Origin of the sequence: Rhodanobacter aciditrophus (genome assembly GCF_042679525.1) — a bacterium.
GTDB classification, from domain to species: Bacteria; Pseudomonadota; Gammaproteobacteria; order Pseudomonadales; family Marinomonadaceae; genus Marinomonas; species Marinomonas aciditrophus.
Map to the genome: position 1 here is coordinate 184,967 of NZ_JBHTMN010000007.1, position 23,515 is coordinate 208,481.

Below are 23,515 nucleotides of genomic sequence, written 5' to 3' on the forward strand. Positions count from 1 at the left end.
GCATTTTTAAGCCAGAATTAAGTCTTGCCCTGCCTATCTTTAGGGCATGTTGCATGATTAAATTTTGCCCTATGAAGGGATGCTTCCCAAGTTCTGGCTTCTGCGTTCGCAGGCTTTTTCGAGTACTCTAATAATGACAATAAACGAATGGCAGCGTACCGCTACCTATTACGCCATGTTCATCCTTTGTGGTGCCGTCAGCGGGATGCTGGGCCCCAGTCTGGTGTATCTTGCCGATATCGCCCAGGCGTCAGTGAGCCAAATCTCAGTGCTTTTTATGGCCCGAGGGATCGGTAATATTCTGGGTGCCCTACTGGCGTCACGCATGTACGATCGCTTTCAAGGGCATCATTATCTCATTGCCATGTTGGTGATCGTGATTACCGGTTTAGTAGGTATTCCCAATGCCGACAGTTTGACTGTTCTTGTGGTGATTTTCTTTTTGCTGGGGGCCAGTGAAGTGTCCCTGAATACCGGTGGTAACCTGATGATGCTATGGCTGCATCGGGAAAAAGTTGGTTCCTATGTGACCTTTCTGCATCTTTGCTACAGCGCTGGTGCCATGATTGCGCCGCTGATTTTTGTGGTGTCTATGAGCCTGAGTGGCGATTTTGGTGTGGGCTTTTGGATGATCGCTGTGTACGGGTTGTTGTTTCCCTTTTTATTAGTGCGTCAAAAGAGTCCTACATTTCAAGCTTCTGGCGCTACCGAGAGTGTTGCCAGTGATAAACAGCAATCCCGTTATATTGCGTACCTTTGGGTGGTGTTTCTCTATGTTAGCTTTGAGATCACGATTGCCGGATGGATCTCTACATACGGTGTATTGAAGGGCTGGCACCAAGACCAGGCAGCGATTCTCTCCACATGGTTCTTTCTGGCCTTATCGGTTGGTCGCTTAGTGGCCGTGCCGTTGCAATCTTGGTTGTCTGAAAAAGTCTGTATTTATGGCTTTATGGGGATCAGTGTTGGGTTCGCTCTACTGTTGAATGTGCTACCTACTTCTCATCTTTCATGGGTGGCGCTTGGGCTGGGCTTAGGTTGCTCGGCTTTGTTTCCTATGTTGTTTGCGTTCGCCAACAGCATATTGACCCTCACTGGCCGTCGTACCGGTATCGTCTTTGTTTGCTGTGGCTCTGGTGCCTTGGTTGCGCCTTCCTTGTCTGGGCCAATTATTGAAGGTCTTGGGGTGTCTGCATTCCCTGTGTTGTTACTTGGTCTGGCGTTACTTTTGTTATGGCGCTGGCATGTGTTGGTTAAGGTGGCTCAAGGTTAGCCTGAGACAGGTTTTGAGCCATAAAAAAGCCTCTTTAAAAGAGGCTTTTTGGTTTCTGAACGTAACTAAATGTAAATACTCACTTACCTTTAGGGGTTTCTATCATGTGTATTTATAAATGGTTGCGACAGTAAATGCGGCTAAATCTGTGTAGATATCGAAATGGAAGTCGATGTCCTTGTACTGGGTGTCGCGGCCGTTACCCGTTAGGACCAATACAGGGGCGCATCCACGGTTTATCCCAGCCTGAAGGTCTCGCAGAGAGTCGCCAACCATGATGGCAGGGCTCTGGGTGAAGTCTACGCCGAGTTTAGCTTCAATACGCTCGATCATGCCGCTTTTAGGTTTGCGGCAGTCACAGGCGTCGTCAGGGCCGTGTGGGCAATATTCGATACCATCAATGACACCCCCTTCTGCCTCCACCAAATCCGTCATCTTCTTGTGCATGTGTCCTAGGGTGACTTCATCGTAATAGCCCCGAGCGATACCAGACTGGTTGGTAACAACGAAGATTTTGAAGCCTGCTTTGCTCAGTGCGGCAATGGATTTGATGCTACCTGGCAATGGAATCCATTCATCTACGGACTTCACATATTCTTTTGAATCTTGGTTAATGACGCCATCTCGATCAAGTAGGATGACTGGCTTAGGTTGTGCCATAGTGACTGCCTCAATATCGAATCAATGGGCGCTAGTATAATGTTTTCACCTTCTTTGTGCTGTGTTTTCACGTGAAACAGAGTTTTTGTCTCGGCTGTTTCCTTGGATAAACTAAATTTGCGTTACAATGGAGCCATGTAATTAATAGGTTAATAGTGAGTCTATGTCTGAATCTGTTCCATCTTCACCAATTGTTCGGTTGCTGAAAACTCTAAGCTTCTTGCCCTTCTCTTGGGTGCGTGGCCTAGGCCGATTAGTGGGTTTTTGGGGACTTCGCTTTGATCGAAGAACCCGTAAAGCGATTGACCAAAACCTAGCCCTATGTCTGCCTGAGATGGATAAAGAGCAACGTATGCGTATTCGTAATTCACGCCTGCGACACATAGGTCAGACGTTTGCCGAAATGAGCCATGTGTGGACTAAGCCTGCTGAGGATATTCTTGCCATGTGTCGTGAAGGGAAAGGCTCAGAGTCCTTTCGTAATGCTGTGGCAGCCGAAGGTGGTGTGATTGTCTTGGCACCCCATATCGGCAACTGGGAAATCATGAACATCTATATAAACTCGATTCGACCATTAACGGCCATGTACCGTCCGAGCAAAGACCCGAGTTTAGATGCTTTCATTTTGGCTGCCCGTGAACGGTCTGGCTCCGTGTTAGTCCCAACGGATCGTCGCGGTGTACTGCAAACGGTCAAAACATTGAAAAGTGACGGTGTGGTAGGCATGCTGCCAGATCAGGTACCTGGGCAAGGCAGTGGCGAGTTTGCACCCTTCTTTGGCCATCAGGCTTATACTATGACCTTAGCGAGTCAGTTAGCTCGTAAGACAGGTGCGAGTGTGTTTGTTGTAGGGGCACTGCAAACCAGTAAGGGGTTCGAAATTGTCTCTGTGGAAGTGGATGAAGATTTTTATTCAGAAGACATTAAGACGTCTGTGAAAGGCCTCAATGCATCGGTTGAGCGCTTGGTAAGGGTTCGCCCTGAGCAATATCAGTGGGAGTACAAACGCTTCAAACTGCAACCTGACGGCGCACTGAGTTTGTATAAAGAACACACTTCATAGAAGAGCCTAAATAGGATCATGATTTGCAGAGGCGAAATTTAGGCCTCTGCAATGTCAGCAAACACCGTCTGACGACACACCTTAGCAAGATCCTTTGCTGCCAGACCTATATCAAAGCCCCGCTTCCCTCCGCTCACATAAATCTTTTCAAATCCTAATGCGGTTTCATCGATCACAGTGACCAGTGCCTTTTTTTGGCCGATAGGACTGATGCCTCCCACGATGTAACCTGTGAGTCGCTCCGCATCTTTGGGATCCGTCATGTGTAACTTCTTAACCTTGAGCGCCGCTGCAGCGCGTTTAAGATTAAGCTTCCCTGTGACAGGCACAATGGCCACAAAGACGTTTTTATCATCCGTTACCAATAAGGTTTTAAAGACCTCCTCTGGGGTTAAATTAAGCTTAGTGGCCGCTTCTTCCCCAAAGTTATGGCAGCTTGGATCATGGTCATACTCGTGCTGAGTAAAGGCGACTTTTTGCTTTTTTAACGCCTGCACTGCGGGTGTCATAGGTATACTCGCTAACTGTCTTAATTCTTATCTAAGGTTACTTCTGCCAAAACATTGGCGTAAATAATACCAGCAAGGTGAATACTTCCAGACGGCCTAATAGCATGGCCACACAGAGCATCCATTTAGCGGGATCATTAATAGACGAGAAGTTTGCTGCCACTTCCCCAAGACCTGGACCTAGGTTGTTAAGTGTGGCTGCTACGGCTGACCAAGCGGTGACCTGATCAATGCCTGTGGCCATAAGGCCAATCATAAGGATCACATACACCAACAAGTAAGCAGAGAAGAATCCCCATACCGCTGAGACCACTCGCTCTTGGATGGCCTTACCGCCCACCTTAACGGGAATGACCGCATTCGGGTGTACCAAACGTTGGATCTCACGAAAGCCTTGTTTCAAGATCAACAGGATACGAATCACCTTCATACCGCCCCCAGTGGAACTAGCACAGCCCCCAGCAAAGGAAGTAACGATCAGCAAGAAAGGTAAGAAGTGCGGCCACACAGAGAAATCAGAGGTACTGAAACCTGCCGTTGTAGCAATGGATACACTTTCAAAGACCGCGTAACGAAGGGACGTTTGCCAGTTAAATGTTGAGGTTAGAATCAACACCAAGGTCGCCAAAGCAATGGTGCTCCCTAGCATTAAGAAGAAGAACCTCGCTTCAGGATCCCTAAAGTAGTGCCAAATACTACGGGTACGCCACGCGTAAAAGTGCATACCAAAGTTAATCGCCGAGATCACCATAAACACCGTACAAATGATTTCGATGGTGACACTGTCGAAGTAGCCAATACTGGCGTCATGGGTCGAGAAGCCACCGATAGCAACCGTAGAGAAACTATGACACAGGGCGTCAAAAAAGCTCATCCCCGCGATCCAATAACCTAAGGTACAAAGGGCTGTTAACGTGGCGTAAATGTACCAAAGGGCTTTTGCGGTTTCGGCGATTCGCGGGGTCAGCTTGGAGTCTTTTACAGGTCCTGGTGTTTCAGCACGATAGAGCTGCATGCCCCCGACCCCTAGCATAGGCATGATGGCCACGGCTAATACGATGATACCCATACCCCCTAACCATTGTAACCATTGGCGGTAGAACAGGATGGACTGGGGAAGATTATCGATAGACGTGAGTATGGTTGCCCCTGTCGTTGTCAGGCCCGACATGGATTCAAACAAGGCGTCTGTGTAGGTCAGGTCTGGTGACGATGTTAAAGCAAAGGGTACCGAACCAAACAAGCCGAGGGTGGTCCAGAACAAAACCGTTACCAAGAATCCATCTCGGATTTTTAAGTCGCCCCGGTATTTTCGAAACGGCAACCAGATCAAGAAGCCGCTGACCAAGTTAATGATCAACGCATAAATAAACGCCATTAGGGCACCGTCTGAGTAAATCAAAGAGACGATAATCGGCGGTACTAGTGCGATGCTGAAGATCATAATCAGCAAACCGATGACGCGCAAAATGACCTGAATATGCATGGGTGTTTAGTATCCGTGTCTGAGACAAAACTGGCTAAGCTGCCGGTTCATCAGGTATCAAAATAGTGTTATAGAATTATTTAAAAGAAGGTCAGCCCTACTTGGAACAACTGCTCTACTGCAGGTATCTGCTTCTTGTTAGAAACAAAGATGATCACATGGTCTTCCGCTTGGATCACCACATCTCCTGTTGCCAAGATGATCTCATCCCCTCGCACCACGGCACCTATGGTGGCCCCTTCTGGTAGGTTCAGATTCGCAATGCTGCGGCCGACTACTTTAGAGGAACGGTAATCCCCATGGGCAACGGCTTCTAAGGCTTCAGCGGCCCCTTTGCGCATAGAGTGAACGTTTACCACGTCACCACGACGGATATACGTCAGCAAAGAACTAATGGTGGTTTGTTGTGGTGAGATGGCGATATCGATCATGCCCTCTTGAACAATGTCCACATAGGCGGGGTTATTAATGATGGTCATAACCGTTCGTACCCCAAGCACTTTTGCCAACATGGACGACATGATGTTGGCTTCATCATTGTTAGTGATGGCACAGAATACGTCCGTAGACTCGATGTTCTCTTCCAGCAGAAGCTCCTGTTTAGAGGCATCGCCATTGAGCACTATGGTGTTATTTAAGGTTTCAGACAAATAACGACAGCGCTCTGGATCTCGTTCAATGATCTTAACCCGATACTCTTTTTCAAGACTCTGGGCTAAACGCTCACCTATGTTACCGCCCCCCGCGATGATGACCCGTCGGTAGGGTGTATCCAAGGGACGTAACTCGCTCATCACATCTAGCACATCTCGCTGAGCCGTCAGGAAGAACACTTCATCGTTGGCATGAATCAGGGTATTACCGTCTGGCTTGATGGATTGGCCGTTACGGTAGATGGCTGCAATTCGAGTTTGGATGGAAGGCATGTGTTCTTTTAAATAACTGATTGGGCGATCAATCAGTGGGCCGCCCTTTTCCGCTTTGACCACCACAAGCTGCACTTTACCTTCAGCAAACTCCATGACTTGTAGCGCGCCAGGATAGCGAATCAATCGGCTTAAATGCTTAGTCACTTCTTTCTCAGGACTGATGCGCACATCCATGGGCATGGCGTTATCGCCAAAGAACTTTGGATATTTTGAATAAGCGCTAGAGCGAACACGACCAATTTTTGTCGGGGTTTTGAAGAGAGTATGGGCTACCTGACAAGCGATCATATTGGTCTCGTCTTGGTTACTTACTGCAATGAGCATATCTGCATCATTACACCCAGCTTGATCTAATACATCTGGATGGGCACCACTGCCCTGTACCGTTTGGATGTCCAAGCGATCTTGAAGCTCTCGTAAACGGTTAGGGTCCGTATCGATTACCGTGATGTCGTTGTCTTCGTTAGCCAGGTTTTCTGCAAGGGTTGCCCCTACTTGGCCCGCGCCAATTATAATGATCTTCATTGCTTGCCTTAGCGCACACGGGCGCTCAATGTCGAAAAGCGCGGTCAGTTTATAGCAGATACCACGCCAAAAATTTATCGCAAATATTGTTCACATTCTAAACGTGATTGTCTGAATATTTAACGTTGATTCGGATATTTATTGATTTATTTTTGAGATAGGCAAATTAAGACAAGTGCTCAGTTGAAAAGCATCAAATATCGAATTCTTAGACATAGATTAAGACTTTTTTATTTGAGGGATTGGAGCTGATGTTTATTGGGGCTGATGGTTAAGTTTAGGTAGGGCGCGCAATGTTTCACATGAAACATCACTGTGCCAGATGTTAATCGTGGCACAGTGATTTGTTTTAAGCTGGACTGATAAGAGTCTGCTGCTTGTATTTTTAATGCTTTTTCAGCAAGCAGTAGTAGAACCCATCCTGCCCTTTGTGATCAGGAAAGATCTGAACACCATGACTTACCTGCTTTCCTATGCTGGAGTTGACCTTAGCATTGAGTAGGTTAAGTGGGGCTTCTTCTGCATCTGAATTAGCTTCTAAAAAAGCCGCTATCTGTTGCTCATTCTCTTCTGGCATTAAGGAGCAAGTGGCATACAGTAAATAGCCTCCTTGCTTCAGGGTTTTCCAAGTGGCTTCTAAGATGGACTTTTGGATGCCAGCCAGTGCGTCAATATCCCCAGGTTTTCGGTTGATCTTGATATCAGGGTTACGACGAATAACACCCGTTGCGGAACACGGTGCATCGAGCAAAATCTTGTCAAATGCATTGCCATCCCACCAATCTTGAGTAGCACTTGCATCACCGCAAATGAGTTTTGCACTCAGGCCAAGACGTTCTAGATTTGCTTCGATTCGTTCTAATCGCCAAGACTCTAACTCTACAGCGGTCAGATCAAGCCCTGCCTCTCGCTCAAGCAGATGCCCTGTTTTACCACCTGGTGCTGCGCAGGCGTCTAAGATTCTTTCATCCTTTTCAGGTGCCAAGATCATAGCGGCCAGTTGTGCTGACTCATCTTGAACACTTGAGAATCCATCAAAGAATTTAGGTAACGCATTTACGGAAGCTGCCTTTTCAAGATACAGACCTGAGTCTGAAAATGGCGTTTCATGTGAAACAATGCCCTCTTCGGAAAGCATTTTTGAGTATGTTTCACGTGAAACCTTGGCGGTGTTTACGCGAAGGCACATGGGTGGATGAGCATTCGTCGCTTCGAGAATCTGTTCGAAATCAGCATCCCAATGTTTTAGCAGGCGCTTAACCAGCCACTTAGGTAGGTTGTACTCCACGGAAGGTTGAGCTTCAAGGGATTCAAAAATCTCATCCTGCTCCCGTTGGTAACGACGCAAAATGGCATTCATCAACTTGGTGGCCCAGTCTTTGTTGAGCTGTCGACACAACTCAACGGACTCATTCACCGCCGCATGATCAGGGGTGTTCATATGGGTGATTTGATACAAGCCCATCAATAAGGTGGCGTACACATCAAAGTCTTTTTCTTCGAATGGCTTAGTGAGCAAGCTGAGTGCCACACTATTTAGCTGCGGGTAAAAACGACAAACACCAAAACAAAGCTCTTTCACCAAACCCTGTTGGTCTCCGGCTACCTCACCTATGTGTTTGTTAAGGTGAGTGGATAAGGACCCCCGCTGCAGCAGTACCTGTTCTAAGATCTTGGCACTGACGAGTCGTGGAGACGAACCGCTCATTGGTTATCTCCTGTCACACCGAGTCGTTTAGACACTTGTAATTGGTCTTTGAATTTACCGTTAAGAGCGTCCTGTACAGACATACGTTTACCGCCGGGGAACTGCAATTCTGTGATCAAGATAGATCCCATGCCTGTCGCAACGATCAAGCCTTCTTTGCTGACCATGGTGATTTCACCGTTCTCAAATTCTTGTTCGTCAGTACTGAGCAAGGTCGCAGCATGGATCTTCATAGTGCCGGCTGGGGTTGCTGTAAATGCCCCCGGCCAAGGTAATAAACCACGGATCTTACGGCTAATAGTGAGAGCGTCCTGAGACCAGTCCACTTCCCCTTCTTGCTTGGTGAGCTTGTCTGCGTAGCAAGTTAAGGCCTCGTCTTGAGATTCTCCTTTCAGTTGACCAACGCGCAAAGGCTCCAATGCAGCCACTAAGGCTTCGCCTCCTAACACCGCTAGGCGATCATGAAGTGAACCGGAAGTGTCCGTGGGTTTGATGTCGCACTCTTTCTTCAGCAGCATGTCCCCGGTGTCTAGCCCCACATCCATCTGCATAATGGTAATGCCTGTGATGGTGTCACCAGCAATGACTGCACGATGGATCGGTGCAGCACCACGCCAACGAGGCAGCAGTGAGGCGTGGACGTTAATGCAGCCAAGTTTAGGAGTATCTAATACCGCCTTAGGCAGGATTAAGCCATAGGCGGCAACAATCATGATGTCTGCATTCAAGTCAGCCAGCGCTTGGCGGTCTTCCTCAGCTTTGAAGTTTACCGGCTGGTAAACAGGAATATCATGCTGCTGGGCAAGTTGTTTCACTGGGCTGGCGACGAGCTTTTGGCCACGTCCTGCTGGACGATCTGGTTGGGTGTAAACCGCAACCAGCTCATAATCATTCTGTGCTTTCGTATCGATCAATGCTTGGAGACTGGCCGCAGCGAAATCTGGGGTGCCTGCGAAGACAATGCGTAATGGTGCTGTGTGCTGTGTGGTCATTGGGTCATGTGCTCTTACAACGAAAAATCAGGCCGTAGCCTGATCTTTTATAGAAATGTCGAGAGGCGAGGTTTGCACTCAACTCGGCTTAACTTCTGTGTGCCTTAGGCACGTTTTTTCTGTAGCTTCTGAAGCTTAGACTTAATGCGATTACGCTTAAGTGGAGACAAGTAATCCACCATGAGCTTACCATCAAGATGGTCGATCTCGTGTTGTACGCACACTGCCATCAGCTCGTCCGTATCCATTTCAAATGGCTTACCGTGACGGTCAATCGCTTTCACTTTTACTTTTGCAGCACGGTAGATGTGCTCGTAGTAGCCTGGTACAGACAAGCAACCTTCTTGGAATTCGTTTGGCTCATCATCAAGTACATCAAACTCTGGGTTGATGAAGACGATTGGCTCGTTACGCTCTTCCGAAAAGTCCATCACGACGATGCGGTAGTGGTAGTCCACTTGTGTTGCCGCAAGGCCAACACCTTGCTCTTCGTACATGGTATCTAACATGTCATCGATCTTTGTCTGCAGTGCTGGGTCATCAAATTGTGTGACAGGCTCAGCCACCTTACGCAGGCGCGGATCTGGGTATTCTAAAACGGGTAGTACAGCCATATTGGTATCCGGTTATCTTTTGCATGGTCTTGCCTTTGTAGGATTAGGGCGTACAAAGGCGTTTTCAATACCTCTATTGTAACTCAAGATTGATGAAAGGGGCGTATTTGTCTGGCTAAATTTTGTGCAATATGGTTAAATGCGCCGCGAAATTTATGAGATAACACTTCCCTTCTCACTCAGTGCCCGCAAAGGATTGCCGCATGAAAGATCTGTTATTCGGTCTGCCCACCGAGTCATGGCTTACTCTCAGTCTCATTCCAGGGGTAGGAACCGGTCGTCTTGCTCGACTATGGACTTATCTTGAGACCCTAGAAACAGAAAATGCTGAGCAGCAATTACTGTTTGATGAGTTACCCGATACGATCGCCTCAATTGATTACAAGACTCTGCGAGCCCTAGGCTGGAAAGAACATGGGGCGAATGCTGTGATGCGCTTCTTAGACCGAGGCGTTTTATGTCCTGATGTGGCGCAACAGCTGGAGCAAACTCAGAACTGGTTGCAGGCCCCCGATCACAGGATTGTCTTTCGTGGGACGCCGGAATACCCCAGTTTACTGAATGAAATCTCGGTACCGCCCACTCTGCTTTATGTACACGGAAACCCTAAAGCATGGGCTCAGCCAACTCTTGGAGTGGTTGGTGCAAGGGAAGCATCAGCCTATGGGCGGCAAGTGGCAGAGCACTGGTCACAGCAGCTCTCGGAAGCAGGCTTCACTATCACCAGTGGCGGCGCGCGGGGTATCGATACCTTTGCCCATCGTGGCGCAATTGCGGGCAATGGGCCCACGGTTGCGGTAATGGGAGCTGGCCTAAACACCTGGTATCCCCGTCAAAACAAAGATCTATTCGAGTCAATTTTAGATCACAACGGTGCTTTAATTAGTGAATATTCACTAACAACTGAGGTTAGGCCACAGCTATTTCCACCAAGAAATCGCATCATCAGCGGCATGAGTGCTGGAGTGTTTGTAGTGGAAGCCTCAGAACGTAGCGGTTCTTTGATCAGTGCACGCTATGCCTTAGAGGAAAATCGCGAAGTATTTGCCTTGCCAGGCCGTATTGGCGAGCCCCAGGCTGCCGGTACGAATCAACTCATCCGCCAGGGAGCCTCACTGGTGACCTGTGTGGACGATATCCTGTCTGAACTGCCTAGAACCTTGCGTCTGCCATTAGCAAATGCCCATCAAGAGGCAAAACATAAAGCCCTACCAGAGGGGTCTGAAGAGGCACAATGGTTGTTTAACTGTTTGCAAAAGGAACGCATAGGGATGGACTTTGATGCTTTAATTCGGCTTACAAAGTGGCAGGCACCGGATCTATCCCAGGTACTGATGGAGCTGGAATTGGCAGGCGTGCTTATAAATGCCCAAGGGCAATACCAGATTGCCCCTTAGGCCTGACAGGATCAATTGGAATTGAAAATGTCTCGTTTGAGTTGCTTGATGTCCCGACGCTCTTTCTTTGTCGGTCGATGGTCAGACATGATGCGACCGCCAAAGGATTTGTGCTCCGCGGCACGGCGCTCGCGTTTTTCGATAGAATCCCCTGTCTCCTGGTACAAGAGTTGGGCTTCAGGTGCCCCTCGGCGTTGTTCGCTTAACCCCAGAACTTCCACAGTGACTTCGTCCCATCCCTTACGAATAGTGATCAATGCCCCCAGCTCTACATTGCGTGCGGCTTTACCTTTGGCACCGTTGTACATGACCTTACCGCCATCGATGGCTTCTTTACAAAGACTGCGGGTTTTAAAGAAGCGCGCTGCCCAAAGCCATTTATCTAATCTTACTGCTTGTGATTGCGACTGTTTTTCTGCTTTACTCATAAGTTGGACACACGAATTATAAAATCGAAAGAAAAGTACCTTTATGCTGGATGTAAGTCGTCACCCAACCTTCAAGGCGTTGCAACAAATCATACACAATGCTGCCGATGCGATCATGGAGATTTATCAGAAAGCCGACCTAGGGGTCGAGCAGAAATCTGATGATAGCCCTGTGACGGCTGCTGATATTGCTGCGAATAAAGTCATTATGGCTGGGTTGCAAGCACTGACGCCAGATATTCCGGTGTTATCGGAAGAAGCGGTGGTACCTTTTGATGAGCGTAAAGACTGGCAATCTCTTTGGGTGGTGGACCCGTTAGATGGCACCAAGGAGTTTATCAAACGTAATGGTGAGTTCAGCATCAACATAGCTTTGGTCTCTGAAGGAGCTCCAATTTTAGGGATTGTCTTCTTACCCACCACTGGTGAAGGCTACTTTGGCGTGACAGAAACCTGGCAAGATATCGAGCCTTGTGCCATTAAATGGCACGGTGACAACTACGAATCCATCTCTGTTCGTGCGCCTCGAGAGCCTTTGGTGGCTATGACCAGCCGCAGCCATGGCCCTGCCCTGCCAGAAGATTTAAAAGAAACTTTAAAAGACACCTACGAACAAGTCCGTGAGTTGCCCAAAGGCAGCTCCATCAAAGGATGTCGTATTGCAGAAGGTATCGCTGACCTGCATTTGCGTCGTGGCCCGACGAGCGAATGGGACACCGCCGCTCAGCAAGCCATTATCGAAGCGGCTGGAGGCATGTTGATCGCACCCAATGGTGAGCCATTCCGTTACAACCAAAGGGAAACCCTACTTAATGGCCACTTCATTGTCGCTGGGCCAGAGATTGCCCCAGTAGTGTTGGACTGGTATCAGCAGAGCGACGACAAGGCCTAACGTTACGGGTTAGCTGTGTCTTGTGTTAAGCCCTGTTGAATTCTGCTTAAAATCCGCTGCTTCGCGCGCTCGACGAAGTCTGCTCGTAATGGCTGGGTGATAGATCGAGCAATACTGACCGTTCCTACCAAAGACACCACGGTCTCCTCTGATAGGCTTCTAGCCTGCTTCACCCCACGTTTATCTAAAATAGCCGCCAAACGATCCACCAAGCTGTCGAAGCATTCTTGATAAGTTTGACGTACCTTTTCATCTTGATGGGCGGCATCCGTCACCAAGAATTCTAGCGGTGACGGCAACTTAGGGTTTGGTTCACTCCAGCTCAGGTAGCGGGCAACAAGGGCTTTTAGATGTGACGGCTTAGCTTCTGTTTGCTTTTCACTGCGTGCCCAAAAACCTTGGTCCGTGGCGAACTTGAGAGCAGCCTCATAGAGGGCACTCTTACCAGAAAAATGGCCGTAGAAGGCCCCGTGGGTCAGATTGGCTTTCTTCATGATTTGATTCAAGGTGACTCGATCAAAACCATGGGCGCAAAACAACTTAGCTGCGGCTTGCAGGATCTTCTGACGGGATTGCTCTTTATGTTGCGGTGAATACGGCATGATCTCCTCCTGACGTGCTCAACTGCATGGGTGAATGATCAGTATAACAAGCCTCAGAATATTATCTTGATCATATAAAGTGCCACTCTAGCATAGGTCCCACGTGAGACAAGAACCCATGTGAGGACGACACAATGACCACAGCACAACGATATGTGATAACCGGAATGGGGCTGGTCACGCCGCTAGGAGTCGGCGTCGATGCAGTATGGAACAAACTGATTAAAGGCGAATCTGGCATTCGGCCCTTACCTATGAGTCTATCAGAAGGCCTGCAAACCCACATTGCTGGACAAGTTCCCTCCCACACAGAGGCGGACAATGGTTTAAACGAAGACGACTATTTGTCCCCAAAAGATAGAAAGCGCATTGATCTGTTTACCTTATACGCCATCGCCGCGGCGGATGAAGCGTTAAAACAAGCCCAATGGGCACCGCAAACGAACCAAGAGCAGGAGCAAACCGCTACCATCATTGCCACTGGTATCGGTGGCTTACCAACCATCACCGATGCTGAAGCAACTCGTATCAGCAAAGGCGCAAAGCGACTGTCACCTTTTACTGTACCGGCTTTCTTAGCCAATTTGGCGGCCGGCAATGTGTCCATCCGCCATGGCTTTAAAGGCCCTATTGGTACTCCAGTGACCGCCTGTGCTGCCGGAGTGCAAGCCATTGGTGATGCCCTACGCTTGTTAAAAACAGGGGAAGCCAAAGTGGCCTTAGCTGGCGGAACGGAAGCCTGTATTGATCCTTTGTCCCTAGCAGGCTTTGGGGCCTTGAAAGCCTTGTCTACTCGAAACGATGATCCGACTAAGGCGTCGCGTCCCTTTGACAAGGATAGAGAAGGCTTCGTCATGGGCGAAGGCGCAGGTTTGGTGGTGTTAGAAACCCTAGAACATGCTCTTGCTCGTGGTGCAACACCCTTGGCAGAAATCGTGGGCTATGGCACCAGTGGTGATGCCTACCATCTCACCGCAGGGCCAGAATCCGGGGAAGGCGCCGCCCGCGCCATGCAGCAGGCCATAAACATGGCCGGTATCGAAGCATCTGACATTGGCTATGTGAACGCCCATGCCACCTCGACCTCTGTGGGAGATCGAGGTGAAATCAACGCCCTGCGCTCTGTGTTTGGAGCTGGGGTGACGCAAGTGGCCATCTCCTCCACCAAATCCTCTACCGGACATTTGTTAGGTGCGGCTGGGGGTGTGGAGACCATCTTTAGTGCTAAAGCCATACTCAGCAACACCCTGCCCGCCACCTTGAACCTTCACCAACCGGAAGACGACATGGGAGATCTGGATTTGATTCCCTTAATTCCACGGCAAAAAGCGGTGGACTATGTGCTCTGTAACGGTTTTGGTTTTGGTGGAGTGAATGCTGCCCTGTTACTAAAACGCTATACATAACAGCATGTTAAGACATAACAAAAAAGCCACTTAGGGACACTAAGTGGCTTTTTCGTTTATAGGGTACAGATGCGAGCTTGGCTAATTCATTAGCTTGTTAGGCAACCAAGTCACCAGTTCAGGGTTGAACATTACAATGATCAATACCAATAGCTTGATCAATACGAACGGTGTCACCGAACGGTAGATGTCCAACATGGTGATACCTGGAGGCGCGATGCCTTTTAGATAGAACAAGGCAAAACCGTAGGGTGGCGTTTGCACTGCAATCTCGATGTTCAGAATCATCAAGATACCAAACCAGATCGGATCAAATCCCAAAGACACAGCGATCGGTGTGAAGATTGGCGCACACATCAGAACGATGATGAACTCGTCGATGATGAAGCCTAGCAACAGCATGATGATCTGGAACAGGATAATCACCATCATAGGTGGTAAGCCTAGATCCTGAGTAAAGCCCGCGACCATGTTTTGTACTCCCATCAATAGGTGGAAGTTACTGAACACGGTGGCACCGAAGATGATCCACATGGCCACACTGACCAGCACGGCCGCACGCATACCCGCGCTGCGTACCATCTTGGGTTTAAAGCGCTTAAAGAAGATCGCCAGAATAATGGCACCCACCACACCGATGGCACCGGATTCTGTTGGCGTCGCGATACCCATAATGATACTGCCCAATACCGCCACGATAAGCAGTAATGACAAACCACCGTCACGGGCCGTCAGGAGTTTCTCTTTCGTAGTCTTAGGGACTTCTGGTGTCGGATCTAACGGCGCTTTCTTCGGGTTCAGCTTACAGGAGATGATCACGTAAGTGATCAATAGCACGATCGTGATCAAAGCCGGAATCAAAGCACCGATGAACATACGACCCACAGAGTTTTGCGTAGAAGACGCAAACATGATCATAGGGATACTGGGTGGGATCAAAATACCCAAACCACCGCCTGCCATGATGACGCCGAGGGCTAGGCGTTTGTCATAACCACGCTCTAACATAGGACGCAAAGCAATACTGCCAGAGGTCATAATGCCTGCACCGATGATCCCTACCATGGCACCAATCATGGAACACACGATGATTACACTGATGGCTAGGGAGCCACGGATTTTACCGATCACTAGCTGACTTGCGCTGAACATGGCATCACCGATACCAGAGCGTGTCAGCAGCTGACCCATATAGATGTACAAAGGGATGGCCAACAGGATAAAGCTAAAATAAGTGCCTTCCAGAGTGGTTGGAATCACATTAAACAGGGCATCGCCCCAGGTCAGATAACCCACGCCCATGGCGATACCACCAAGCGCTAGGCCAACCGGTGCCCCCAAAGCAAAGGTCACCAAAATACAGACCAGCAGGATGCCGGTTAACAGTTCGATACTGATCATTATGCATCGTCCTCGTCGTCAAAATTTTGTTCAGGTAACAAGCGTTTGCCTGTTACTAGGTGGACGGCATCGTCTAACCAGTCGCTGGATAACTGTGCGATCAGCAGCACGCTGGCGATACAGATCATCACCCAAAAGTGGTGCATGTGTGGCGCCCACTCACTCTGACGGCGGTAATTAAATTCAATGGCTTCTTCGAACTTGCCTAGGCTCATCTTGCAAACAATCACCAAGAAGAAGATACCCAGAGCAAAAGACAGCAGGTTAAACAAGCTACGCACCCGAGGTGGCACCTTGTTGTAAAGAATATCAACGTTGATATGTCCACGGCGCTGCTGAGCGTAGGCACCGCCTAGGGCAGCAATATAGCCGAACATAAACAAAGACAGGTCATAAGCCCAAATGGTTGGCTTATTTAAGAAGTAGCGAGAAAATACTTCGAAAGCTACGACAAACGCCAAGGCTGGCATGACATAGGAAACAGATTTGCCGACGAATGCCACCACATGGTGTACCGCCTGGCAATAAAGCCTCATCGCAGTCAATAACATGGAAATGTACCTCGAGAATAAACGAAAAAAGGCGAGCGCTTAGCGCTCGCCTCTATAGAGACTAATGATTACTTCTGCTCTGCGCGAAGTACATCGATTAGACGTTTGCTGTAGGCATCTGATGCAGCGTATTCGTCCCAAAGACCTGCACCGGCAGCAGCCCATGCTTCTTTGTCCGCTTCGCTTGGCTCAGGAGACCATTGCAAGCCTTTCGCTTCCATCTCTGCAACCGCTTCTGCTTCCCATTCTTTAGACTTGGTTAGCTGCTCTGCTGCGTGAGTTTTAGTGGCTGCGCGAACTTCTTCTTTCTGTTCGTCAGTCAGCTTGTTCCAAGCGTTACGGTTCACGATGATTGGCAATACTTGAGCGCCAGCTAGAGGCAGTTTGTACATGTATTTTGCAACTTCAACGTGGTTACCATCGCGGTGATCGATCATGTTAGAACCGATAGAGCCGTCGATAACGCCAGTAGATAGAGATGTGTAAATTTCAGACCATGCTAGGGATACAGGTGATGCGCCTAGGTTACGTAGGAATTTACCGTATGCACCAGGTGCACGGATTTTTAAGCCTTTGAAATCTTCAACAGAGTTGATTGGCTCTTTCGTGATGATGTAAACCGGTGGTTGGATGTATGGGTCAAGCCATACTAGACCTTGAGAACCGTAGGCTTCTTTCAGGATCTCGCCCCAGCCTTTGTCGTAGAACAACTCATGTAGTTCGTCAGTGTTGTCGGTGCCACCAGGTAGACCGATCTCCACTACACCTGCTGGCAATTCACCGGCGTGCATAGATTGGAATGGTGCGCCCATAGTCACAAGACCAGATTTCACTGCACCTAGGATGCCTGTTGTACCGACACCTTCGCCAGAGTACAGAACTTGTACGCGAACTGCGCCGTCTGTATTGGTTTCAATGTTTTTCGCTAGGTTTTCGTAGATTTCACCGAATGCTGTGCCACGACCGTATAGGTTGGCAAAACGCCAGTTGTGGTCGGCTGCCTGAGCAGATGTTGCCACGGCACTTGCGCCAAGTGCGATAGCTAGAGAGCCCGTCACCAGCTGTTTTTTAACTTTTTGTAGCGCTTTTAACATGCATAACCTCTTGATTAAGTATTTCTTAAACAAGCCACGTCCTCCCCGACAGTGGCGCCGCGGAACGATACTTTCAAAAAGCTTGCACAAATTAAACCGTGCCGAATCACCCTAAAGTTTTGTGTTGACCAAACAAAGTGCCCTAGCTAAAAGCGCTTATAAATCAGTTAACTAGTTGATTTTTAAGGTGCGTTTTTGATTCTATTGAACCAAACTGGTGCAGATGTGATTACTGAGAGGAAGAACTAAGGCTGTTCTATAGAAAGTTGATTCATAAGACATTTTATCAATTAATTTGCCTGTCATCTCCCTCTGATTCAGATTTGTAACTTGTGTTTATGTCGTTGTGTTTCGTTTTGGTGCGAAATGTTGCTCGAAAGACAAAAAAAGAGAAGCTTGGCTTCTCTTTTGTAAGGCAGATGGCTTCTCAATTTTGAATGGCTAATCGAGCTGAAATTGAGACACCTGTTGAGACAAAGATTGCACGTGCCCATGGATGTCCCGACCAGAGCGCTGGATGTTTTCCGTGGCACCATGGTTATGCTCAATACTTTGGGCGATTTCGTCCATGTCTCGAGCCATTACTTGAGTGGTTTGTGCCACATCTCGAATGGCGGAGCGGATGGCATCCGTCTGTTGTGCGGCTTGCTGGGTGAGAGCTTCCACACTGTTAATCGAAGCAATGGCACTTTCGCCTTTTGCTCGGCCACTTTCAACCTGCTCCAAGCTACGACTCATAGACTCAATTACTTGCTTGGTCTCCAGCTGAATGCCTTCTACTTTTTGCGTGATGTCACCGGTTGCTTTAACGGTCTGCTCCGCAAGTGCTTTAACCTCGTCTGCGACGACTGCAAAGCCACGGCCTGCTTCTCCGGCGCGTGCCGCTTCAATGGCCGCGTTTAAGGCCAACAAGGTCGTTTGCTCAGCCACTCCTACAATCAGGTCAATGACCGAATCAATTTCCTTAGAGCGTTGCCCTAGACTGGCCACGCTTTGGTGAGTTGCCTCGATGGACTGGGCAACGGTTTGGATGGATTGGATAGCATCCGTGATCACATTGGCGCTGGATTGAGCGGACTGGTGAGCGTCATTGGTGGCTTGAGTCACCTGCTGGGTCATGTCTTCCACATGCAGAGCGGTTTGAGAGATTTCCTCTGTGGCGGTGGCCAAAGCGTTACTGCGGTCACGGATCTGTTCACTGCCGGATACGATGCTAAAGGCATCATCCCCTAATTGATCCGCCGTGGTCACCAAGTCTTGGTTGCTTTGCTGCAGACGCATCACTAGCTCTCGTAGACTTAAGGTCATGGCATCGGAAGTCGCTAACAGCTGGTTAAACTCATCCTTGTCATTTGATCCCTTGTGTTTGGAAGGTACGAGCTGACCTTGGGCAACGGCTTTTAGCTGGGCCAAGATTAACGCTATGCTTCGGTTCAACGAAATGATGACGGTTGCCATGACCACACCGATCAGCAAGGTCAGGGCAATCCCTCCAATGATCAACGAGATACGAGCCTGGTTAGCGGTATCATGAGCTTCCTGCTGGGCCATGCTGAGTAAAGGCGTTTGTAAATAGGACGTGGTATCCGATAAGGCTTGGTCGCTTTTCTCCCGTAGTGTTGTCAGTTGCTGACTTAAATCGGCCAATGCCAAAGCGGATTCTGTAACGGGTGTCAGCGCCGCTTGATACTCATCTAGTAAGGGATTAAACACATCTCCAAAGCCTATATCGTTGATCTTGCCGTATAGCTCTTGAAGTGCTGCGTTTAGGTCAGCTTGGGTCCCGGCACTTGGGTAGGCTAAAAATTCTTTTTCCTTGGCACGGATATCTTTAAACCCTGCGGCAAAGGCTTCAAACATCTTCAGCTTTTCATCCGCTTGGGCGGCTGATTGATTCAGTACCCCTATGGCGCCACTCTTTTCATCTGTACCTAAGGTCTTAAGCAAGGTCAGGCGTTTGGTTAGGGCGTTGAAGTAACCTGGTAACGCCTCTTGAACGTGATGAAGGTTTTCTCGTGCGGTGTCATCTAGGTAAGGGTTTTTCAAGGTACGTGCCAAGGTATCACTCTGTGACAACTTACCTAGTTGTGCTGTTAGTCCAGCAAAGCTGTGATGAGATGGTTTTTGGCTGGCTTGTTCCAGCTTCAATAAAGCGATTTCTAATTCGCTGATGTCCACATGGGACGCCGCAATAGCATTGGCACGCATGCCTGCTTCCTGCATACGTTGAAAGTTAACAATGGCGTACAGGCCAAATCCAGCGTAACCCAAACAGACTAATACCAAGATGGCGATTAATTTTTGGCGAACCGATAGGGACATGGGCATGAAGGGAAGCTCCGAATCAAGGGTAAGGCAAAAGAATTAAAAAAAAAGCCCTAGCGAGGGCTAGGGCAAGGAACGTTTGAAAAATTCTCTAAGAATGCTGCAGTTCTCTGCGGTTCCAAGAGCACTGAACGTGATTAACAAGGGTGATGCAATCAATGCTATTCAGTGCCCTCACCTTAAATAACGGCGCTTGGGATTGAAACGCTGTTGCTTCAATCTAAAGTTAGGTGGTCAACAAACAATCGTGGCCAATGGGGTAAAATTGATCAAAATACCCCCAAGGTAGCACTGCGCTCACTTGCTGTGATCGGATATACTGGGCGTACTATTTGAAGCACTAATGAGTATGGCGGCGTAGGAGGCTCGATGAGCTTGAAAAACTACTCACTCGGTCAAGTGGGTGATTATGAGATCAAACAGCTTAAAGTATTTAAAACCGTAGTGGACTGCGGCGGTTTCTCTGCGGCGGAAACGGTGCTGAATATTGGCCGCTCTACCATCAGTCTACACATCTCCAACCTTGAAGCGCGATTGAACCTCACCTTGTGTAAACGTGGACGGGGTGGGTTTTCTCTGACCCAAGAAGGGGAAATCATCTATAAGATGACGGAATCCTTGTTGGAGTCCCTAGACGCCTTTCGTACCACGGTGAATAACTTAAATGCCAGTTTGACCGGACGCTTGCGGATTACCCTTTCAGATAAAGTGAGCCTTGACCCCCGTTGTCGTTTGCCAGACTTGATTCGTGACTTTTATGACGCAGCGCCAGAAGTCTCCATCACCACCAATGTGTCGTCCATGGCCAAGATTGAACGGACCATTTTGAATGATGAGGCGGACATTGGCTTTATCCCCTATCACCGAAAGTTAGATGGCCTTGAGTACATTCATTTATACAGTGACCGCTGTTATGTGTATGTATCGAAAGATCATCCACTGGCGACCATGACGGCGGAGCAGCAAGCGGAGCAAGTAGACGTCTTCCCTGCTTCCCACGCAGGTTTGAAGCCCCATGAAGGGGTCAGTGAGCAGATTTCGAATATGAATCTGTCTGCGATCTCCTACTTTTATGACTCCCGTTTGTCGTTGATTTTATCTGGCCGCTTTATCGGCTTTCTACCAGAGGAATACGCCGCACCCTATGTGGCGAATGGACAGATTGTTTCAGTGGCAACCGAGCAACGTTCCTATTCTTTAGGGATGGCCGTGATTTATAAGAAGACAGCTCAGCCTAATAAGCCCCGTGAACTGTTTTTAAAAGTGATTCGCGAACATTTCAGCGGCACCAAATCCGACGCAGCGCCCTATTAGAAGAGTGTAAGTGTAAGAGTAGAAGAGTGTTAGCGCTTAGAGTAGATCTTTAATCGCTGTCAGGCTTTTAGCCATAATGTCTTTCATTTCAGAATAGTCACATTTTAAGCACCCAAGGATATTGGCTTGTACCCATTGTTCCTTGGTGATGTTCTTGAAGCTTAAATTGTAGCCACAGAAAATGGCCAAATGTTCGAACAACAAACGCTGCCCCCTGCCATTTCCTTCTCTAAAAGGATGAATCATATTCAGTTCGATGTAGAACTCGGCCATTTTTAAGCAAAACGCATCAAAACTTAACTCAATCAGATAGTTCTCTTGTTCCAATTGAGCGAAGAGTTTGTTCGCTTCTCTTACAATAAATTCAGGCTGACAAAAGCGAGTGTCTTGTTTCGAGATTGCAATGGTTCTAGGTTGGCCTGCCCAGTCATACACATCCCCAAATAATTGAAAATGAAGCGTGCAAAGGTAAGAAAAGTTGTAAGGAGGTGGCTGAAAGTCGATATCTTGGAGCGCTAATGTGACGAGTTGGCTTTCAGCAAAGTTGAGCTCATTCTCGTTAGAGATATTGAGTTTATTTCTTAAGATGGAGGAATCTGGGTAAGTATAAGGGTCTTGCCCTGTGCCATATTTGTCCATTATTTGGTGAATTGTTTTATCAACTCAGCCTTTTTCTGTTTGCGTTCATTGGGCGTTAAAGCCAGAAGTGAGGCGTCAACAGAGTAACCTTCTAAGCGCATACTCTCGACAAAGTTCTCCGCTTTTCTTTGAGTATACACACTGCATTTTTGCTCATGACTCAGTCTTGTTGGCTTCATGCTGCTTCCTAGGTCAAATACGACTTCACATTAACATTCAGTATATCTGAGTCTCATTAGAAGCTCTACAGTGTCTAAAAAACACTCAGCATAAAAAAGCCCCGCTAGGGAGCGGGGCTCAAAAAGCAAGATGTCAATCACTCTTGCAAACGGAAGCCTGGGATTGCTTGACCGTCAAAACTGGACTCTTAAACAAGCTCTTTAAACAGACGCTTGAAGATCTCCATGCCTTCATCGATGATGTCCATCTCGATGGTCAAGGCTGGTAGGAAGCGGATAACGTTGCCGCGAATACCACAAGAAAGCAGTACTAGACCGTTTTCTGCCGCTTTCGCAGACAGGTTTTTCGCCAATTCTGGGTAAGGTTTGTTCACGTCACCGTCTTTAACGAATTCCACTGCAATCATGGCACCAGCATTACGTACATCACCGATGATCTGTGGGTAGTCAGCTTGCAGACCTTTTAGGTGTTCAACAAAACGTGCACCCACTTGGTTAGCGCGTTCGCATAGACCTTCTTCTTCGATCACGTCAAATACCGCAAGACCGGCTGCACAGCCCACTGGGGAGCCACCGTAAGTACCGCCTAGACCACCAGGGATTGGTGCATCCATGATGTCAGCTTTACCGACCACCGCTGCGATTGGGAAACCGCCCGCGATGCCTTTTGCAGCCGTCATTAGGTCTGCTTCAATACCTGCTTGCTCGTGGCAGAACATAGTCCCTGTACGGGCAAAACCTGCTTGGATTTCGTCCAAAATCAATAGAATGCCGTGCTCGTCACACAACGCACGTAGCTTCTGTAGGAAGCTGGCAGACGCCATGTAGAAACCGCCCTCACCTTGAACTGGCTCAATGATGATCGCAGCAACGCGAGAAGGCTCGATGTCACATGTAAAGCGCATTTGAAGGTCAGCAAGTGCTTGCTCTTCAGTGATGCCAAGGTACTCATTCGGGTACGGTACATGGAAGATATCGCTTGGGAATGGACCAAAGCCAATCTTGTAAGGGTTCACTTTACCCGTTAGCCCCATGGTCATGTTGGTACGGCCATGGAAACCACCGTTGAACGCGATAATACCTGGACGGCCAGTGTGGGCACGGGCGATTTTCACACAGTTCTCTACCGCTTCCGCACCTGTGGTAACGAAGATGGATTTCTTCGGAGTGTTACCTGGGGCTGCTGCGTTAAGTTTCTCAGCCAGAGCGACCGCTGATTCGTATGGGCTTACCATCACACAAGTGTGAGTGAAACGCTCAAGCTGGGCTTGTACCGCAGCTTTTACTTTCGGGTGGTTGTGACCTGTGTTCACTACCGCAATACCCGCACCGAAGTCGATGTGACGTTTGCCTTCAACGTCCCAGATTTCAGCGTTTTGAGCACGGTCCACATACACTGGAGCCATGTTACCTTGACCGCGAGCGATCGCGGCTACTTTGCGTTCTTGTAAGCTTGCATTGTTCATCATTGTATCGTTCTCACTGAATTAGACAGCAGGCACGGGAGCAGATCCGGCGTGCCTGTACT

General features: G+C 48.5%; 22 protein-coding genes. 6 read left to right on the top strand and 16 right to left on the bottom strand.

Features of this window, described 5'->3' with window-relative positions; all coding sequences use genetic code 11:
- Positions 1 to 133 precede the first annotated feature (133 nt).
- Positions 134 to 1,273: an MFS transporter gene (locus ACFQ45_RS06220; protein ID WP_377366129.1), complete on the top strand. Its 1,140-nt coding sequence runs from the start codon at positions 134 to 136 to the stop codon at positions 1,271 to 1,273.
- Between the two features lie 102 nt (positions 1,274 to 1,375).
- Here the strand turns inward: ACFQ45_RS06220 and gmhB are convergent, their stop codons facing one another.
- Positions 1,376 to 1,933 (bottom strand): D-glycero-beta-D-manno-heptose 1,7-bisphosphate 7-phosphatase, encoded by a 558-nt coding sequence (gmhB, locus tag ACFQ45_RS06225; RefSeq protein WP_377366130.1) that lies wholly within the window; start codon positions 1,931 to 1,933, stop codon positions 1,376 to 1,378.
- A gap of 163 nt (positions 1,934 to 2,096) precedes the next feature.
- Here gmhB and ACFQ45_RS06230 point away from each other — a divergent pair, with 163 nt between their 5' ends.
- Positions 2,097 to 2,996: a lysophospholipid acyltransferase family protein gene (locus tag ACFQ45_RS06230; protein WP_377366131.1), complete on the top strand. Its 900-nt coding sequence runs from the start codon at positions 2,097 to 2,099 to the stop codon at positions 2,994 to 2,996.
- A 38-nt stretch (positions 2,997 to 3,034) separates the two neighbouring features.
- On the opposite strand, the gene ybaK is transcribed toward ACFQ45_RS06230, so the two are convergent.
- From ybaK to def, 6 genes are all read right to left on the bottom strand, one after another.
- Positions 3,035 to 3,505: a Cys-tRNA(Pro) deacylase gene (ybaK, locus tag ACFQ45_RS06235; protein ID WP_377366132.1), complete on the bottom strand. Its 471-nt coding sequence runs from the start codon at positions 3,503 to 3,505 to the stop codon at positions 3,035 to 3,037.
- Between the two features lie 37 nt (positions 3,506 to 3,542).
- Positions 3,543 to 4,991, bottom strand: a complete 1,449-nt coding sequence (locus ACFQ45_RS06240) for a TrkH family potassium uptake protein (protein ID WP_377366133.1) — start codon at positions 4,989 to 4,991, stop codon at positions 3,543 to 3,545.
- Positions 4,992 to 5,071: 80 nt separating this feature from the next.
- Entirely contained in the window at positions 5,072 to 6,445 is a 1,374-nt protein-coding gene (gene trkA, locus ACFQ45_RS06245; RefSeq protein WP_377366134.1) for a Trk system potassium transporter TrkA, read from the bottom strand.
- Positions 6,446 to 6,830: 385 nt separating this feature from the next.
- Complete coding sequence (rsmB, locus tag ACFQ45_RS06250; RefSeq protein WP_377366135.1) at positions 6,831 to 8,153, bottom strand: 16S rRNA (cytosine(967)-C(5))-methyltransferase RsmB; 1,323 nt, start codon at positions 8,151 to 8,153, stop codon at positions 6,831 to 6,833.
- On the bottom strand, positions 8,150 to 9,145 hold the full coding sequence (gene fmt / locus ACFQ45_RS06255) for a methionyl-tRNA formyltransferase (protein ID WP_377366136.1): 996 nt from the start codon (positions 9,143 to 9,145) through the stop codon (positions 8,150 to 8,152). Before fmt ends, rsmB begins: the two co-directional genes overlap by 4 nt.
- Before the next feature lie 104 nt (positions 9,146 to 9,249).
- A complete protein-coding gene (def, locus tag ACFQ45_RS06260; RefSeq protein WP_377366137.1) occupies positions 9,250 to 9,759 on the bottom strand; it encodes a peptide deformylase in 510 nt (169 codons plus the stop codon).
- Positions 9,760 to 9,962: 203 nt separating this feature from the next.
- Between def and dprA the strand changes: the two genes are divergently transcribed.
- Positions 9,963 to 11,156 carry a DNA-processing protein DprA gene (gene dprA, locus ACFQ45_RS06265; RefSeq protein ID WP_377366138.1) on the top strand — a complete coding sequence of 398 codons (1,194 nt, stop codon included), beginning with the start codon at positions 9,963 to 9,965 and terminating at the stop codon, positions 11,154 to 11,156.
- 11 nt (positions 11,157 to 11,167) lie between these two features.
- Here dprA and ACFQ45_RS06270 read toward each other — a convergent pair whose 3' ends face one another.
- Positions 11,168 to 11,584 carry an RNA-binding S4 domain-containing protein gene (locus tag ACFQ45_RS06270; RefSeq protein WP_377366139.1) on the bottom strand — a complete coding sequence of 139 codons (417 nt, stop codon included), beginning with the start codon at positions 11,582 to 11,584 and terminating at the stop codon, positions 11,168 to 11,170.
- A 43-nt stretch (positions 11,585 to 11,627) separates the two neighbouring features.
- Here ACFQ45_RS06270 and cysQ point away from each other — a divergent pair, with 43 nt between their 5' ends.
- Positions 11,628 to 12,476 (top strand): 3'(2'),5'-bisphosphate nucleotidase CysQ, encoded by an 849-nt coding sequence (cysQ, locus tag ACFQ45_RS06275; protein ID WP_377366140.1) that lies wholly within the window; start codon positions 11,628 to 11,630, stop codon positions 12,474 to 12,476.
- A gap of 2 nt (positions 12,477 to 12,478) precedes the next feature.
- Here the strand turns inward: cysQ and ACFQ45_RS06280 are convergent, their stop codons facing one another.
- The gene (locus ACFQ45_RS06280; RefSeq protein WP_377366141.1) at positions 12,479 to 13,078 is read right to left on the bottom strand and encodes a TetR/AcrR family transcriptional regulator; all 600 of its coding nucleotides are present in this window, start codon (positions 13,076 to 13,078) and stop codon (positions 12,479 to 12,481) included.
- 134 nt (positions 13,079 to 13,212) lie between these two features.
- On the opposite strand from ACFQ45_RS06280, the gene fabF reads away from it, so the two are divergent.
- A complete protein-coding gene (fabF, locus tag ACFQ45_RS06285; RefSeq protein WP_377366142.1) occupies positions 13,213 to 14,484 on the top strand; it encodes a beta-ketoacyl-ACP synthase II in 1,272 nt (423 codons plus the stop codon).
- An 81-nt stretch (positions 14,485 to 14,565) separates the two neighbouring features.
- On the opposite strand, the gene ACFQ45_RS06290 is transcribed toward fabF, so the two are convergent.
- The 4 genes from ACFQ45_RS06290 to ACFQ45_RS06305 form a co-directional block, all read right to left on the bottom strand.
- Positions 14,566 to 15,885, bottom strand: coding sequence for a TRAP transporter large permease (locus tag ACFQ45_RS06290; protein ID WP_377366143.1), 1,320 nt, complete (start codon positions 15,883 to 15,885; stop codon positions 14,566 to 14,568).
- A complete protein-coding gene (locus tag ACFQ45_RS06295) occupies positions 15,885 to 16,436 on the bottom strand; it encodes a TRAP transporter small permease subunit (RefSeq protein WP_377366144.1) in 552 nt (183 codons plus the stop codon). Before ACFQ45_RS06295 ends, ACFQ45_RS06290 begins: the two co-directional genes overlap by 1 nt.
- 68 nt (positions 16,437 to 16,504) lie before the next feature.
- Positions 16,505 to 17,530, bottom strand: coding sequence for a TRAP transporter substrate-binding protein (locus tag ACFQ45_RS06300; protein WP_377366145.1), 1,026 nt, complete (start codon positions 17,528 to 17,530; stop codon positions 16,505 to 16,507).
- 441 nt (positions 17,531 to 17,971) lie between these two features.
- Positions 17,972 to 19,858 carry a methyl-accepting chemotaxis protein gene (locus ACFQ45_RS06305; RefSeq protein WP_377366146.1) on the bottom strand — a complete coding sequence of 629 codons (1,887 nt, stop codon included), beginning with the start codon at positions 19,856 to 19,858 and terminating at the stop codon, positions 17,972 to 17,974.
- A 366-nt stretch (positions 19,859 to 20,224) separates the two neighbouring features.
- Between ACFQ45_RS06305 and ACFQ45_RS06310 the strand changes: the two genes are divergently transcribed.
- Positions 20,225 to 21,169: a LysR family transcriptional regulator gene (locus ACFQ45_RS06310; RefSeq protein WP_377366147.1), complete on the top strand. Its 945-nt coding sequence runs from the start codon at positions 20,225 to 20,227 to the stop codon at positions 21,167 to 21,169.
- 36 nt (positions 21,170 to 21,205) lie between these two features.
- On the opposite strand, the gene ACFQ45_RS06315 is transcribed toward ACFQ45_RS06310, so the two are convergent.
- From ACFQ45_RS06315 to gabT, 3 genes are all read right to left on the bottom strand, one after another.
- Complete coding sequence (locus tag ACFQ45_RS06315; protein ID WP_377366148.1) at positions 21,206 to 21,808, bottom strand: putative adenosine monophosphate-protein transferase Fic; 603 nt, start codon at positions 21,806 to 21,808, stop codon at positions 21,206 to 21,208.
- Positions 21,808 to 21,987, bottom strand: coding sequence for a YhfG family protein (locus ACFQ45_RS06320; protein WP_377366149.1), 180 nt, complete (start codon positions 21,985 to 21,987; stop codon positions 21,808 to 21,810). The genes ACFQ45_RS06315 and ACFQ45_RS06320 overlap by 1 nt, the downstream gene beginning before the upstream one ends.
- A 188-nt stretch (positions 21,988 to 22,175) precedes the next feature.
- Entirely contained in the window at positions 22,176 to 23,456 is a 1,281-nt protein-coding gene (gene gabT, locus ACFQ45_RS06325; protein WP_377366150.1) for a 4-aminobutyrate--2-oxoglutarate transaminase, read from the bottom strand.
- Positions 23,457 to 23,515: the final 59 nt, after the last annotated feature.

What these genes read in the sequence shown, in the direction of transcription:
- ACFQ45_RS06220 (WP_377366129.1), top strand. Translation starts at nt 134, where the DNA reads ATGACAATAAACGAATGGCAGCGTACCGCTACCTATTACGCCATGTTC.
- gmhB (WP_377366130.1), bottom strand. Translation starts at nt 1,933, where the DNA reads ATGGCACAACCTAAGCCAGTCATCCTACTTGATCGAGATGGCGTCATT.
- ACFQ45_RS06230 (WP_377366131.1), top strand. Translation starts at nt 2,097, where the DNA reads ATGTCTGAATCTGTTCCATCTTCACCAATTGTTCGGTTGCTGAAAACT.
- ybaK (WP_377366132.1), bottom strand. Translation starts at nt 3,505, where the DNA reads ATGACACCCGCAGTGCAGGCGTTAAAAAAGCAAAAAGTCGCCTTTACT.
- ACFQ45_RS06240 (WP_377366133.1), bottom strand. Translation starts at nt 4,991, where the DNA reads ATGCATATTCAGGTCATTTTGCGCGTCATCGGTTTGCTGATTATGATC.
- trkA (WP_377366134.1), bottom strand. Translation starts at nt 6,445, where the DNA reads ATGAAGATCATTATAATTGGCGCGGGCCAAGTAGGGGCAACCCTTGCA.
- rsmB (WP_377366135.1), bottom strand. Translation starts at nt 8,153, where the DNA reads ATGAGCGGTTCGTCTCCACGACTCGTCAGTGCCAAGATCTTAGAACAG.
- fmt (WP_377366136.1), bottom strand. Translation starts at nt 9,145, where the DNA reads ATGACCACACAGCACACAGCACCATTACGCATTGTCTTCGCAGGCACC.
- def (WP_377366137.1), bottom strand. Translation starts at nt 9,759, where the DNA reads ATGGCTGTACTACCCGTTTTAGAATACCCAGATCCGCGCCTGCGTAAG.
- dprA (WP_377366138.1), top strand. Translation starts at nt 9,963, where the DNA reads ATGAAAGATCTGTTATTCGGTCTGCCCACCGAGTCATGGCTTACTCTC.
- ACFQ45_RS06270 (WP_377366139.1), bottom strand. Translation starts at nt 11,584, where the DNA reads ATGAGTAAAGCAGAAAAACAGTCGCAATCACAAGCAGTAAGATTAGAT.
- cysQ (WP_377366140.1), top strand. Translation starts at nt 11,628, where the DNA reads ATGCTGGATGTAAGTCGTCACCCAACCTTCAAGGCGTTGCAACAAATC.
- ACFQ45_RS06280 (WP_377366141.1), bottom strand. Translation starts at nt 13,078, where the DNA reads ATGCCGTATTCACCGCAACATAAAGAGCAATCCCGTCAGAAGATCCTG.
- fabF (WP_377366142.1), top strand. Translation starts at nt 13,213, where the DNA reads ATGACCACAGCACAACGATATGTGATAACCGGAATGGGGCTGGTCACG.
- ACFQ45_RS06290 (WP_377366143.1), bottom strand. Translation starts at nt 15,885, where the DNA reads ATGATCAGTATCGAACTGTTAACCGGCATCCTGCTGGTCTGTATTTTG.
- ACFQ45_RS06295 (WP_377366144.1), bottom strand. Translation starts at nt 16,436, where the DNA reads ATGTTATTGACTGCGATGAGGCTTTATTGCCAGGCGGTACACCATGTG.
- ACFQ45_RS06300 (WP_377366145.1), bottom strand. Translation starts at nt 17,530, where the DNA reads ATGTTAAAAGCGCTACAAAAAGTTAAAAAACAGCTGGTGACGGGCTCT.
- ACFQ45_RS06305 (WP_377366146.1), bottom strand. Translation starts at nt 19,858, where the DNA reads ATGCCCATGTCCCTATCGGTTCGCCAAAAATTAATCGCCATCTTGGTA.
- ACFQ45_RS06310 (WP_377366147.1), top strand. Translation starts at nt 20,225, where the DNA reads ATGAGCTTGAAAAACTACTCACTCGGTCAAGTGGGTGATTATGAGATC.
- ACFQ45_RS06315 (WP_377366148.1), bottom strand. Translation starts at nt 21,808, where the DNA reads ATGGACAAATATGGCACAGGGCAAGACCCTTATACTTACCCAGATTCC.
- ACFQ45_RS06320 (WP_377366149.1), bottom strand. Translation starts at nt 21,987, where the DNA reads ATGAAGCCAACAAGACTGAGTCATGAGCAAAAATGCAGTGTGTATACT.
- gabT (WP_377366150.1), bottom strand. Translation starts at nt 23,456, where the DNA reads ATGATGAACAATGCAAGCTTACAAGAACGCAAAGTAGCCGCGATCGCT.